Origin of the sequence: Streptomyces rishiriensis, assembly GCF_030815485.1 — a bacterium.
Classification (GTDB): Bacteria; Actinomycetota; Actinomycetes; order Streptomycetales; family Streptomycetaceae; genus Streptomyces; species Streptomyces rishiriensis_A.
Genome location: NZ_JAUSWV010000002.1, coordinates 184,602 through 198,084 on the forward strand (window position 1 = coordinate 184,602; position 13,483 = coordinate 198,084).

At 69.6% G+C, this 13,483-nt stretch carries 12 protein-coding genes and 2 pseudogenes; 8 read left to right on the forward strand and 6 right to left on the reverse strand.

The features are described 5' to 3' along the window. Nucleotides 1-297, reverse strand: coding sequence for a hypothetical protein (locus tag QF030_RS03095; protein ID WP_307161091.1), 297 nt, complete (start codon nt 295-297; stop codon nt 1-3). A 519-nt stretch (nt 298-816) separates the two neighbouring features. On the opposite strand from QF030_RS03095, the gene QF030_RS03100 reads away from it, so the two are divergent. The 3 genes from QF030_RS03100 to QF030_RS03110 all read left to right on the forward strand — a co-directional run bounded on the left by QF030_RS03100 (nt 817) and on the right by QF030_RS03110 (nt 2,146). Continuing rightward, entirely contained in the window at nt 817-1,401 is a 585-nt protein-coding gene (locus QF030_RS03100) for an ArsR/SmtB family transcription factor (protein WP_307161093.1), read from the forward strand. Nucleotides 1,402-1,415: 14 nt separating this feature from the next. Then, nucleotides 1,416-1,631 carry a hypothetical protein gene (locus QF030_RS03105; RefSeq protein ID WP_307161094.1) on the forward strand — a complete coding sequence of 72 codons (216 nt, stop codon included), beginning with the start codon at nt 1,416-1,418 and terminating at the stop codon, nt 1,629-1,631. A gap of 128 nt (nt 1,632-1,759) precedes the next feature. Next, nucleotides 1,760-2,146, forward strand: a complete 387-nt coding sequence (locus QF030_RS03110; RefSeq protein WP_307161095.1) for a hypothetical protein — start codon at nt 1,760-1,762, stop codon at nt 2,144-2,146. A 15-nt stretch (nt 2,147-2,161) separates the two neighbouring features. On the opposite strand, the gene QF030_RS03115 is transcribed toward QF030_RS03110, so the two are convergent. Continuing rightward, nucleotides 2,162-2,953: an SDR family NAD(P)-dependent oxidoreductase gene (locus tag QF030_RS03115; RefSeq protein ID WP_307161096.1), complete on the reverse strand. Its 792-nt coding sequence runs from the start codon at nt 2,951-2,953 to the stop codon at nt 2,162-2,164. Nucleotides 2,954-3,038: 85 nt separating this feature from the next. On the opposite strand from QF030_RS03115, the pseudogene QF030_RS03120 reads away from it, so the two are divergent. Then, nucleotides 3,039-3,418: pseudogene (locus QF030_RS03120) on the forward strand (helix-turn-helix domain-containing protein); the annotation flags it as partial. Between the two features lie 85 nt (nt 3,419-3,503). Further along, complete coding sequence (locus tag QF030_RS03125) at nt 3,504-4,085, forward strand: hypothetical protein (RefSeq protein ID WP_307161097.1); 582 nt, start codon at nt 3,504-3,506, stop codon at nt 4,083-4,085. A gap of 1,233 nt (nt 4,086-5,318) precedes the next feature. On the opposite strand, the gene QF030_RS03130 is transcribed toward QF030_RS03125, so the two are convergent. Continuing rightward, nucleotides 5,319-5,504, reverse strand: a complete 186-nt coding sequence (locus QF030_RS03130; RefSeq protein WP_307161098.1) for a hypothetical protein — start codon at nt 5,502-5,504, stop codon at nt 5,319-5,321. Between the two features lie 542 nt (nt 5,505-6,046). Between QF030_RS03130 and QF030_RS03135 the strand changes: the two genes are divergently transcribed. From QF030_RS03135 to QF030_RS03145, 3 genes are all read left to right on the forward strand, one after another. After that, entirely contained in the window at nt 6,047-6,379 is a 333-nt protein-coding gene (locus QF030_RS03135) for a hypothetical protein (RefSeq protein ID WP_307161099.1), read from the forward strand. Nucleotides 6,380-6,556: 177 nt separating this feature from the next. Continuing rightward, nucleotides 6,557-7,228 (forward strand): RNA polymerase sigma factor, encoded by a 672-nt coding sequence (locus QF030_RS03140; RefSeq protein ID WP_307161100.1) that lies wholly within the window; start codon nt 6,557-6,559, stop codon nt 7,226-7,228. Next, nucleotides 7,225-8,319 carry a CU044_5270 family protein gene (locus tag QF030_RS03145; protein ID WP_307161101.1) on the forward strand — a complete coding sequence of 365 codons (1,095 nt, stop codon included), beginning with the start codon at nt 7,225-7,227 and terminating at the stop codon, nt 8,317-8,319. Before QF030_RS03140 ends, QF030_RS03145 begins: the two co-directional genes overlap by 4 nt. A gap of 138 nt (nt 8,320-8,457) precedes the next feature. Here QF030_RS03145 and QF030_RS03150 read toward each other — a convergent pair. The 3 genes and pseudogenes from QF030_RS03150 to QF030_RS03160 all read right to left on the reverse strand — a co-directional run. Next, a pseudogene (locus QF030_RS03150) lies at nt 8,458-8,538 on the reverse strand (DUF5707 domain-containing protein); the annotation flags it as partial. A 178-nt stretch (nt 8,539-8,716) separates the two neighbouring features. Beyond that, nucleotides 8,717-10,675, reverse strand: coding sequence for an amino acid transporter (locus QF030_RS03155; RefSeq protein WP_373428876.1), 1,959 nt, complete (start codon nt 10,673-10,675; stop codon nt 8,717-8,719). A 254-nt stretch (nt 10,676-10,929) separates the two neighbouring features. Next, the gene (locus QF030_RS03160; RefSeq protein WP_307161103.1) at nt 10,930-13,473 is read right to left on the reverse strand and encodes a sensor histidine kinase; all 2,544 of its coding nucleotides are present in this window, start codon (nt 13,471-13,473) and stop codon (nt 10,930-10,932) included. Nucleotides 13,474-13,483 lie beyond the last annotated feature (10 nt).

Here is a 13,483-nt window from a genome sequence, read left to right on the forward strand (position 1 = left end):
CTACTCCCGGATCCGGCGAACTACTACTGGCCCGGCACCTCCAACGGTCGCGGCGGCGAGGAAGACACCGGTGGTTGCCACGCCTCTATTGTCGAACGCGGAGGACGCTCGCAGCGTCTTGCCCAGCGACGGAGCGCCCCCGGTGCCCCCTTCGCGGCCGTTGCTGTCGCCACCCTCTTCCTTGCCCGACTCCACCGGTACGGCGGCGGCGATGCGCTCGGGTGTCCAGTAGGCTTCCGCGGCCCTGGCCTCGGCGATCTCCTCAGCCGTTGACTTCAGTTGACCCGCCGGCGGCATGGGAACGTCCGTCGGCTCGGTCACCGAGGCCGGCCCAGAGGGCGAAGGGGCCTCGAGGGACGGTTCCGTAGGTTCCGAGGCGGCGGTGCCGGTGGGCGCCGGGGGCGGTGTGGGCGTGCTGGTCCCGGTCGGCATGGGGAACTGTGTGACGGCCTCGGCGCCGGTCGGCGCCGGGGAGGGCGCCGGCGAGGCCGTCACCGCAGGTGTGCAGCCATCAGGATCGCAACCCCGCCAGGCCCAGCGCGCCGGGTCTCCATATAGGGCGCATAGCGCCCTGTTCGCTGGTCGATTACCTTCCACGGTTGGTCAGGCCGTCAGGTAGGTGACTTGGTTTCAGGTCACCTCACCGGCCGCGCACTTGTGCGGCTGGCTCAGAATAGAGAGCACATACCTGGCAAATCGCCTCATCTGCTGAAAGTCTGGTGCCTGTGACGCCGCCCGGTGCTACGCAGTCACTCCAAAGCATTCGATGCAAAGATTTGATTGCAAGCATTGCTTTGCATCGCTATCTTTGTGGACATGAACGAGCCTCAGGACTCACACGTCCGCAATCTCGATGCCCGATCCCTGCGGGGGCTCGCACACCCACTGCGCATGCAACTGCTGGACGCCCTGCGCTTTGGTGGCCCGGCCACCGCGTCTCAACTCGCCGAAAAGCTGGGCGAGTCAAGCGGTGCGACCAGCTACCACCTGAGGCAGCTCGCCATTCACGGCTTCATTGAGGACGCCCCCGAGCGCGGCAAGGGCCGGGAGCGGTGGTGGAAGGCGGTCCACAAGGGCCTGCGCTTCGACGACGCGCTGCTCACGGATGCCAGCCCGGACGTGCGCGGAGCCGCCGACATGTACCTCCACGAGATCGCCACGACCCAGACCCGGGACCTGTCGACCTGGCTTGGCAACCGCCAGGCATGGCCGGAGGAATGGAACCGCACCTGGGACATGAGCAGCGCGACACTGCGGCTGACGCCCGAACTGACGCAGGAGCTCGTCGAGAAGATGCACGCACTCGTCGACACCTACCGCGACCGCGCCGCCGACGAGGACGACGCCAACACCGCCCAGGTACGCATCCACACACACGCCTTCCCCCTCACCACGGAATGAAAGGCCGCAGCCTGATGCACCCCGAGAACCACCTCGCCCTGCACCATGTCCGCGCTGCCGAACTCCGTGCCGAAGCCGACGCGTACCGTCTCGCCGCAGCGGCCCGGCTCCCCCGGCGCCCCCGGCGCCCCCGGCGCCCCCGGGACCTCCGTACCCGTCTCGGCTGGGCCCTCGTGGAAGTCGGCCTGCGACTGGCCGCCGCTCCCAAGGCGGCAGCCGCCAGTGCCTAGCGCCGTTCGCGACCGCCGTCCCCGTGGGGAGACATGACCGCGCGGATGGGAAATTAGCCGACGCCGAACCCACCTGAGGTGGGGAATTGCATGACCGTCGACACGGTTGCCGATGCTGGCCTGTGGCGATGTCAGGCCAGTGGGCGAAGCTGGCGCTGCTCGCGAACCGGCGCATGCTCGACCACGCCGAGGGACACTTTGCGCGGGTAGCTCAGCAGGAGTTCATGCGCCGGATGTGGGTGATCGAGCGTCTGGGCCAGGACGACACGGGCACCGACTGGATCCCCGAGGCGCTGGCGTCCGACACCCTCGATGCGCTGACCTTCACTCCCCCACAGGCTGCTGGACTCGCCGTGGGCTGGCCCGACCTTCCCACCGAGCGGATCCGCGAGCTGCGGCGACACAAGAACCTGACGGGTCATTTGGAAAGCCTGGTCGGCTACCTGGTCCCCGGCCCGGTACGCGAGCGAGCGCGACCGTTGTGGCGGCGCCGGATGCGTCCCGCGAGTAGTTGACCGGGCCGCTCTTTTTCAGGCGTCGGCACCGCCGTCGACCGGGACGATCGCGCCGGTCACGTACGAGGCCCGGTCGCTGAGCAGCCACGCGGCCGCCTCGGCGATCTCTCGGGGTTCACCCATCCGGCCCATCGGGATCCTTGCGCTCATTCCCTCGATGAGTCCCGGAGTCGCCGCTTCCCATTCGTCGATCATTTCGGTGGCGGTACCGCCGGGAATGATGCCGTTGACCCGGATGTTGGCGGGGGCCAGGTCGACCGCGGCGGTCTCGGTGAGGCTGTTGAGCGCGCGCTTCATGGCTCCATAGGCGGGCAGGCCCGGATTGGCGCGGCGGCTGCCGATGCTCGAAGTGTTGACGATGGCCCCGCCGCCGCCCTGCCGCATGAGGGCGACCTCGGCGTTCATGGCGGTCCAGTGCGAGCGGAAGTTCACGGTGAACTGCTTGTCGATGTCCTCATCGGTGGTGGCGTCGACCGGGCCGGGCTGCTGGATCACTGCGCCGTTGTTGAAGGCACCGTCCAGGCGTCCGTGCAGCTCCTCGACGCGATCCACGGCGGCGCGGATGCTCGCGGGGTCGGCGAGGTCCAAGGTGACTGCGTCGGCGATGCCGCCGTCGGCACGGATTTCCTTCACGATGCGGTCCAGGGCGTCGGTGCTGCGGGCGGCGAGCACGACGGCGGCGCCCTCTGAGGCGAAGAGCCGGGCCGCGGCCGCCCCGATGCCGCGGCTGGCGCCGGTGATGAAGGTGACCTTGCCGGTGAGCAGGCCGGCGGGTGCACTGTCGGTGGTGTTCGTGTTGTTCGTCATGGCAACAGCGTCCGGCCGGCTGCCGGCGGGATTCAGGCACAGGCTGTACCAGGATCCGCCGCCGCGCCGCGCGCACACTGGGCGTATGGACAAACAGGAACTCGGGGCCTTCCTACGCAGCCGCCGCGCGCGGTTGCGCCCGCAGGACGTCGGCCTCCCCTCCGGCCCGCGACGCCGCACACCAGGTCTTCGCCGCGAGAAAGTGGCGGTCCTCGCGTACATCTCCACGGAGTACTACATCCGGCTCGAGCAGGGCAGGGCGCCACGCCCCTCGGGGGCGATGTCCTGGCCGCGATCGCGGGAGCCCTGCGGCTCACCGATGCGGAGTCCGACCACCTCCATGTCCTCGCCGGCACTGCGCCGAACCGGACCGGACTGCACCGGCGTGACGTCCGCCCCAGCGTCCTCGCCCTCCTGGAGCGGCTGCCGCAGACGGCCGGCTTCGTGATGTCCGCCGCATACGAAGGTTCGTAACACCCCCTGGGCGCCGATGCTCAACCGGATTTCGGTCCCTCGGGCGAGGCAGCCGGGACGGCCCTGAATACCCTGGGTGCTCGACGAGGGACACATGCCGGCGATCGGGCAGGGGATCATGAGCAGCGAACTCACGTACGGGCCACCAGAGTTTCCCGAGGACAGCCCCGGCGATCACGGCGCATCCCCCGCCGCCGAGCTGTCGGACGTCCTGCTCGTCGTGGCGACGATGACGGCAACGCCGTTCCTGCAGGCGATCTCCACCTACTTCGGGAACGCTCTGGCCAAGGGGATGGGTTCCGGGACGCGCGACATCATGCACCGGTTCATCCGTCGGCAGGCGCGAGCGAGTCTCGACGAGCCGTCAGACGTTGTGGATCTCATCCACCTGCGGACCGAGGACGGGTGGCTGGTCGAGATGAAAGTGACCGTCCAACCGGAGGCCCTCGCTCAGCTTCCTGAGCTGTGCGCCGCGGACGCACCGCTCGGCGGGTCCGATCGGCGCCCCGGCACGGCGGCGACGATCCGCTGGGACCACGACGGCTACTGGATCGCGGCGACGGTACGTGAGGACGGCCACCATGTCGCCTTCACCTGGGATCCAGAAGCGAAGCAATGGCGCGAGCGCACCTACCGCCGCCCCCTTCCCGTCACCTAGGACGCACTCGCGGGGCAAGCGGCTGCGGTCGGCTTGCGACGGTCCTGGTGAGCTCGGTGAGTTACGTCCATGGACAGTGCGACAGACGATGCGATGTGCAACAGGTGATCGCAGGTGAATTGCGGTCAAGGATTCACGTGCCCGCGCCCCGCGGGAGCGTGAACTGCGCGATCCGGCAGCCGGAGGTGCCGCTCAGCCCGGCCATGAAGTCAACCCCGAGGCTTGGCGACGGGCGAGGAAAGGGCGCTTGTGGAGGCGTCGAAACGGCAGCGAGAGTGCAGGGGTCTCCGAGGTGGTCAGGTCTTCCCCCGTGGCTCCCGCATCTCGGGAACGAAGATTTCCCGGCCGTCTCACTCGACCGCCATTTCAAGGTCGGCAGGGTGCCGAATTCCCGACGGCCATCCCTTCCCTGGGGCGGATACGTGAAGCCATTGCGAATGCCTTCGGGGACATCTCGAATTCTTCTTCGGAACAAAGCGCGAGCACATCAGGGCGTCAGGATAAAGGTTATGGAGACGACGGAGGCCGTGAGCGTCGGCAGTGGCCCGACCGGACCCTCGCTGCCGGGCTAGCGCTCGGGGGCGTCGATGCGGTGGCGCCGTAAGTTGTCCGAGCGCCGCGTCCGGGCCAAGGCGCTCAGCCCGCAGCGTGTACCGCCGAGGTGCTCGGCCTGCGCGGTCCACTCGACGACGCGTACCGGCGTGTCATCGCCACCGGCACCGACTGGGACTTCGCCAGGCCGGTGCCGTTCGAGGACGCCGGCCAGGCCGGCCCGGTATCCCTGCCGGCAACCGGTGTTCGTCGCCGCAGCCCGTCCGTGGGCCGATCGCGTCGACGCGGTCGGGGTGCCGGAGACCCCGATCACCGGTGAGGGCTTCGGCGCGTTCCTGCCGCCCCGACGGCCATGTCCGCCGGAACGCTCAGGCCGAGCGTGACCTGAAGGCTGCCCTGGTTTCGTGGCTCGGCGCTCCCCCCTGACGGCGCTGCCCACGTGGGCCGACGCCGGCGAGGGCGCGGCCCGGCGGATGACGGGCGTTGAAGCGGTCGCGGCTGCCACTTGCTGGACGAGGTGGTGGCGACGGACGGAGCCGAACTGGGCCGACGAGGGCGGCTTCGGGCACGATGGCGGCTCGACTCCACGGCCTGGTCGGCATCGAGGACCCCGGACACCGGGTGAGGGCGCACGCCGGAGCAGCGGCGCGGTGACCGATGCCGTCCCTCTCCCCCCTCCGCTCAGGCAGCCGGTTCGGGAACCTCTCCAGGTCTGACCGGCACAATCTCGACACGGGTGCAGCCCACCGCTTTCAGTTCCGTGCGGCGGTGCTTCGCGGACCGCTTGTCGTACCTGCCGGCGGACGCCTGCGGGGCGCCGTCCGGGTCGGTCCACAGGAGACCGTAGCTCTGCATCGCGTTCGTCATAGAGATCATCGTTTCCCCGCCTCCGGTAGCCGTAAGCACGCCGCGGGCCGCACGTGGATGATCACTTGGCCGCCATTTCCCCGGCAGGGGCACCGGGCTCTGCCGCCACGTGGTCACAGAGGAACTCGCCGACGCCTACTGGACGGGCACCGTGCGTGAAGTGACACGTACACGAGCCCTCCACCTTCTCGGCCAGATGTTGACCAAGGTGGAAACCGGACTCACCCGGCCACGCGCCGGGCAGTGACGCCCGCAGGCACGACGAGGCGACGCACCGCGCATCGCTCGCGCTGCTGTGTCTCATGAACCTTCACGGGCCTCAAGCTCCGCGACTGCTGCCCAAACCGGCGGACAAACGCTGCCCCTGGAAGGAACCGAAGCCAGGCGTGCGAGCGAGGGCGAGACCACCCGCCTGGCCTCCTGTGCTGTCCGGGCAACCACGATCGTCGGAGCGCTCCGGGTCGACCAGCGGTGTGGCGAAGGCGTTCACAAGCCCACTCCCCCGCATCCTCGCTCGGCTGCAGACGTGGGGGTGCTCCGTGATGTTGGAGGTAGGTCCCCTCGAACTTGACGGCGGTGAATTCGGCGACACTGCTATCTCCGACCGGCCGGACTGCCTGGCCAGCTACCTCGAACCCGACGACCGCCCCGAACAACGGCCGGTCAAGACCGCGTTGGCGGCCGCGGGCCGGCAGCTCGACGACGACGCCGACCACGCGCGCCCCGGCTGCGTGCGCGGCTCGGGACCCGTGCTCGCACGGGGGGAGTGCCCCCACTCCTGCGGCTCCACCTTCGACCGTGCGGACGGGGCGGTCTGCCACCACTGCGGACACCTCAGCCCGCACCCGCCCGAGGACGGGTTCGACCTCGACTGACGTCGGGTCGGCGCCGGGAGTGCGGCAGTGCCGGGTGCCGCCGAACACCGCCGGACGTGACGGCGCCCGCGTGCGAACCTCTACGCCGGGACCCGTACGGGTCGGTGGGTCGAATGTGACGCAGGTCACGGGAAGTCGGTGTCGTGTGCCGGACAGCTCATTGAGGTGAGCACTCATATGCGTACCCGGGTACGGGCCGGGGAGTCGAGCGCGTTCGCGGAGTTGTTCGACGACTACGCCCGCGCCGTCTACAACCATGCCTTCCGGCTGACCGCCGACTGGTCGACGGCCGAGGACGTGATGGCCGCGACCTTCATGGAGGCGTGGCGGCTGCGCGACCGGGTCGACCCCGAGGGCGGTTCGCTGCGGCCCTGGCTGCTGGGCATCGCCACCAACACCGCCCGCAACCAGCACCGCAGCAACCGGCGGTATCGGGCGGCGGCCGGCGCGGCCGCGGCGGCCGAACTGTCCGTGCCCGACCACGCCGACGAGGTCGCCGACCGGATCGACGACCGGCGGCGGCTGGCGACGGCCCTCACCGCCCTGGCCGGTCTGCGCAGACCGGAGCGCGAGGTCGTGGCGCTCTGCCTGGGGGAAGGGCTGGACTACGAGGCCGCCGCCGAAGCCCTGGGGATCCCGGTCGGCACTGTCGCCTCCCGCCTCTCGAGGGCCCGCAGAAAACTGCGGGCCCTCAGCGACGACGAACCGGCCGGCCGCGCGGCCGGACACCCAGCGGCCGACCGGACGTCCGAGAAAGTCGGCGGAAATCGGGAAGGCGGCCGCACCGGCCGACAGGTAAGAGGTGATCACGCACACGTGGTCCGGCCCGCGCAGGGAGGAAACCGATGAACGCGAACACGTCCCGGCAGAGTCCGGCCGAGGGGGCGGAGAGCGCACAGCTCTTCGCCCGGACGGCGCGTGACCTGCCGACGGGTCGTCACCAGTTCCACAAGGAGCGTCTGATGACCCAGATTCAGGAAGAGCGACAGGGACAGCGCACGGCGGCGGCGCCGGGCCGGACCAGGCGGCTGCGGCTGCCACGCCCGGCGATCACGCTGCCCGTGCTGGCCGCCGCGCTGGCCGGGGTGGTCGTCGCCGGGGTGGTACGGACCGGGGGTGACGGGGTCAGGGACGGCGGTGTCGCCACCGGACCGGCCCTGACCACGACCGTCGGCGCCGCCACCACCAAGGGCCTGCCCCAGCTGCTGGACCAGATCTCGCTGGCGGCCGCCGAGGACGACCACCCGGTGGTCAAGCCCGGTCAGTACATCTACATCGAGTCCAAGTCTGCCGACACCTTTCTGAAGACCGTCCACGACAAGACCACCCTGGCCAGTCACCGGCTGCACACCCGGCAGCTGTGGGACTCCCCGGACGGCACCAAGGGCTGGCTGATCGACCCCGCCGTCAACGACAGCCCCGAGGGCGAGACGCTGAGCCTCCCCGACGAGCAGGGCAACACGCCGGAGGCGAACCTGGGCGCCCCGTCGTACGACTACCTGACCAAGCTGACCACCGACCCGGACGAGCTGCTCGCCAAGATCTACGAGGAGACCGAGGGCCAGGGGAACACCCCGGACCAGGAGGCCTTCACCACCATCGGTGACCTGCTTACCGAGAGCTACCCGCCGGCGGAGCTGTACTCGGCGCTCTTCAAGGCCGCCGCGAAGATCCCCGGTGTCGTGGTCGTCGACGACGCGGTGGACGCGGTCGGCCGGCACGGGGTGGCGGTGGCCCGGCTGGACGAGACCAGCGGCCAGCGCGAAGAGTGGATCTTCGACACGAAGACCCATGTCTTCCTCGGGGAGCGTTCGGTCCAGGTGAAGCGGCTCAGCGGGACGGACGCCCTGATCAAGCCCGGCACGGTCACCTACACCAGCGCCATTCTGACCCGGGCGATCGTCGACGGCATCAAGCAGACGCCGTCCCAGGCCGGCTGACCCGGGCTGCCGGTCCGGGGGCCGGTCCGGGCCCCGGACCGGCAGCCCGGGTATCCGTGAGCCGTTGACGTCGAGGACGGGGCACGGGACACGAACGCCGTGCCCCGTGCCGCCGTCCTCGGCGGTCGCCAGCGCCAAGACGTGCCAGGTGCCCCGGGGCATCTCGGCCGCCTCGGCGCTGGTGACCTTCACCGTGTAGGTGCAGCGCGCCTTCCTCACAGACTCTGGGACTGCCGAACTCCGGCATTGCGGAAGTCCGGCACTCGCGGACTCCGGATGGGGTCGAGCTGATCAGGCAGGGAGGGCGTCGATCACGGCCTGCCACGGATAGGGCGTCCATGTCGCCGCGCTTGGGCTCGTGCGGGGTGAACCCGCCCGCGCCGAGGAGGTGACGGGCTCAGCCGCCGACGTGGATACCGGGGCGGCGGCCGGGGTCGGGTTCGTTGCTGCGGATGATCTCGCGGGTGACCGGGGCGGTGTCACCGCGGCCGAGGAGGAAGTAACGGATCATGTGAACCAGGGGACTGCCCTCGGCCCAGGCGAAGTAGCAGTGCGGCCGCACCCCGGTGGCGTCGCGCAGCGCGAGGAGGATGGCCGCGATGGCGTTGGGGGCCGCCGGTGCCGCAGCGCGCAGGATGCGGTAACCGTCGACTTCAACGCCGTGGACAGTGAGGGTCTCACTGAAATCGGACGGGTCGACCACGTCGATCTCCAGGAAGAGCACGTCAGCGGGGCCCGGTACCGGATTGGTGCCGCGTTGTTCGCGCTCCTTGGCGCTGTACTCGGCTTCGTCGCCAGCCTGACGGCGGTTGGCGATGATGTTGATGGAATCGTCATGGGCGAGGGTCTCGGCGATGAAGCGGCGGGCGGCCTCGTCGAAGACCAGGCGGTCGGCGCGCAGTTCGGTGGTGCGGGCGACGCGGGAGACCAGCGAAACGACGATGATGCCCAGGATGAAGAAGCCGGAGATGGCGATGCCGTCGGGCTTGTCGATGATGTTGGCACCCAGGGCGTAGAGCAGGACCGCGGTGAGCAGGGCGAACCCGACGGTGGACGCGCGCCGGCGACTGCGCGCGACGAAAACAGTCACGGCGAAGGCTCCGGAAACCATCATCGCCAGGATCCCGGTGGCATAGGCACCGGCTTGGGCATCGACGTCGGCGTCGAAGGCAATGGTGATCAGGATGCACAGGGCCGTGTAGACGATGACCACCGGACGCACCGCGCGTCCCCACTCGGGAGCCATGCCGTAGCCGGGCAGGTAGCGGGGAACGATGTTGATCAGCCCTGCCATGGCGGAAGCACCGGCGAACCACAGGATGAGGATGGTACTGATGTCGTAGATGGTGCCGAACGCCTCACCGAAGTGTTCGTGGGCCAGCCATGCCAGCGCCCTGCCGTTGGCGGCACCGCCGGGCTCGAACTCCTTCTCCGGAATCAGGACCGTGGTCACGAAGCTGGCCGCCAGCAGGTAGACGCTCATGATCACACCGGCCGTGGTCAGAAGCCTGCGGGTGTTGCGGATCCTTGAGCGCAGCCGTTGCTCGGCGTCGACACCGTCGGCCGCCACGAGCGGCATCATGCTCACACCGGTCTCGAAGCCCGACAGGCCCAGCACCAACAAAGGGAATGCGAGCAACGCCGGACCGGCAAGGTCACCGAAGCCGCCTCCGGCGTCAACGAGCGCGTCGCTCCAGGCAGACAGCGCGCCATCCGTCGTGAACACCTGGACCAGGCCCACAGCGATGACAACCGCGTTGATCACCAGGAACACCGCGACCAGCGGAATGGCAACACTGACCGCCTCACTGAACCCGAGCAGGAAAACACCCCCCAGGACCAGCAGCAGCCCCACGGTCAGTGCGACCTCATGACCATGGAGTACGGAGGGAAAGAAGGGGTTCTCCACCACGTGCACGGAGGCATCCGCCGTGGACAAAGTGATCGTGATGATCCACGAGGTGGCCACGAACCCGAGCAGCACCAGTACGAACAGCTTGCCCCGCCAGAACGGCAGCAGATCCTCCAGCATGGCCACCGATCCCGCACCGTGCGGGCTTTCCCTGGCCACCTTCCTGTACATCGGCAGCATTCCCAGCAACGTCAACGCCACAATCAGCAGCGTCGCCAGAGGCGCCACTGCCCCCGCAGCCAAAGCGGCGATCGCCGGCACATAGGCCAGGCTGGAGAAGTAGTCGACCCCGGTCAGGCACATCACCTTCCACCAGGCATGCGGCTCGGCATGACTTTCACCGGCCGCCGGCCCCACCGGCTGCACTTGGTGCCGCAGCAGCCACTGCGCCGCCTTGCCTGTCGGCTGTGTCCGCAACGCGGGACTATCCACAACCTCCGGCATTATCGGCCGGTCGGCATCACTCATATCCCCCATGACCTTCCCTGTCTGACCACCGAAACGGTCGTCACAGCCACCGCCCTGGCGGCGGTGCAATGATCATCGAGTATGCGGCTTCCCGGCGCCGGTACCCAGCACCAAGGCGCGTATGGGCACCCGGTGGTGGAATCGCGTGTCGAGAGGGAACCTGATCGAACCCACGTGCGAGATGCCATGGCTGGGCCGCCCGGGCTGCCGCAACCGGTGAGGGCCGCTCGCTAGGAGGCGGCGGTCCCCGGAAGGGCGGAGGTGAGGGGTCGGCGGTCGGACGCGGCCGGGACGGTGAGGACCATGGTGAGGCCGCCGCCGGGGGTGTCCTCGGCGTTGAGGGTGCCGCCCATGGCTTCGGTGAAGCCGCGGGCGACCGCGAGGCCGAGGCCGACGCCGGCGCCGCGCGGGGCGTCTCCGTAGCGCTGGAACGGCTCGAAGATGCGGTCCTTGGCCTCGTCCGGGACGCCCGGGCCGCGGTCCACCACCCGCACCTCCACCCGGTCGGCCATGGCGCTGGCAGCCACCAGGACGCGCTCACCGGCGGGGCTGTACTTGACCGCGTTCTCGACCAGGTTGGCCACCGACCGCTCCAGCAGGCCCGGGTCGACGGCGACCATCGGCAAGGTTTCCGGGATGTCCAGCTCCACGCTGTCCTCGGGTACGCCGCCCAAAGCCATGGGCACCACCTCGTCAAGGTCGATCTCGCGGATCAGCGGGGCGACGGTGCCGGTCTGGAGCCGGGACATGTCGAGCAGGTTGCCCACCAGGTGGTCGAGGCGGTCGGCGCCCTCCTCGATGGCCTTGAGGAGTTCGGCCTGGTCTTCCTCAGACCAGGCCACGTCGTCCGATCGCAAGGAGGAGACGGCGGCTTTGATCCCGGCGAGCGGGGTGCGCAGGTCGTGGCTGACAGCGGCGAGCAGGGCGGTGCGGATGCGGTTGCCCTCGGCGAGTTCCTTGGCCTGGTCGGCCTCGGACTGCAGGCGCTGGCGGTCCAGGACCACGGCGGCCTGGGCGGCGAACGCGGCGAGGATCCGACGGTCGGAGGCGGGCAGCACTCGGCCGGACAGCGCGAGGGCCATGTGATCGCCGACCGGCATGTCCACGTCCGCGTCCTCGGGGTACTGGCAAGGCTGTGGGCCCACGCTGCCCGCGCAGGTCCACGGGGTCACATCGCTTTCCCGCTCCAGCAGGGCGACCGACTCCATGCTGAAGGTCTCCCGCATTCGCTCCAGCAGGGCCTCCAGGCTGGTCTCGCCGCGCAGCACGCCGCCCGCCAGGAAGGAGAGGATCTCGGACTCGGCGCGCAGCCGGGCCGCCTGATGCGTACGACGGGCGGCCAGGTCCACTACGGAGGCCACCGATACCGCTACGGCGAAGAAGACCACGAGGGCGACGATGTTCCTGGGATCGGCGATGGTGAGGCGGTGCAGGGGCGGGGTGAAGTAGTAGTTCAGCAGAAAGGACCCGAAGGCCGCCGAGGCCAGGGCCGGGAGCAGGCCGCCGAGCAGGGCCGCCGCCACGGTCAGCGTCAGGAACAGCAGCATGTCGTTGGCGAGACCGAGGCCGGCGTCGACGTTGGTCAGCAGCAGCGTGAGCAGCGTCGGGCCGGCCATCCCGGCCAGCCAGCCCGAAATGATCCGTGCACGGCCGAGCCGCGCACCTCGCGCAACCGGCAATCCGCGGCCCTTGCCGGCCTCGTCGTGGGTGATCAGGTGGACGTCGAGGTCGGGGCCCGACTCCCGGGCGACCGTGGCACCGACACCGGGCCCGAAGACGTACTGCCACCCCCGGCGCCGCGAGACGCCGAGGACTATCTGGGTGGCGTTGACCCCCCGCGCGAAGTCCAGCAGAGCCGACGAGACGTCGTCGCCGATGACGTGGTGGAAGGTGCCGCTCAGGTCCTCCACTAGGGTGCGCTGGACGGCCAGCTCCTTGGGCGAGGCACTGGTCAGTCCGTCGCTGCGGCCGATGTAGACGGCCAGCACCTCGCCGCCCGCGCCCTTCTCGGCGAGCCGGGCGGCCCGGCGGATCAGCGTGCGGCCCTCGGGACCGCCGGTCAGGCCGACCACGATCCGCTCACGCGAGCCCCAGATCTTCGCCACCCGGTGTTCGGTGCGGTACTCGGTCAGATACGCGTCGACCCGGTCGGCCACCCAGAGCAGCGCCAGCTCCCGCAGCGCGGTCAGATTGCCCGGGCGGAAGTAGTTGGACAGGGCCGCGTCGACCTTGTCGGCCTTGTAGATGTTGCCGTGCGCCATCCGCCGGCGCAGGGCCTGCGGCGACATGTCGACCAGCTCGACCTGGTCCGCCCGCCGGACGACCTCGTCTGGGACGGTCTCCTGCTGCCGCACCCCGGTGATCGACTCGACGGTGTCCCCCAGCGATTCCAGATGCTGGATGTTGACCGTCGAGACGACGTCGATCCCGGCCGCGAGCAGTTCCCCGACGTCCTGCCAGCGCTTGGCGTTGCGGGAGCCGGGAATGTTGGTGTGGGCGAGTTCGTCGACGAGAGCCACCTGGGGGTGCCGTGCCAGGACGGCGTCGACATCCATCTCGGTGAACACGCTCCCCCGGTATTCCAGCTCCTTGCGGGGGATCTGCTCCAGGCCATGAAGCATCACCTCGGTGCGGGGCCGGTGGTGGTGTTCCAGGAAGGCGACCACACAGTCGGTGCCTCGCTCGACACGGCGGTGTGCCTCGGACAGCATCGCGTACGTCTTGCCGACGCCCGGCGCCGCGCCGAGGTATATACGAAGCTTGCCGCGTGCCATGGTCTCGTCT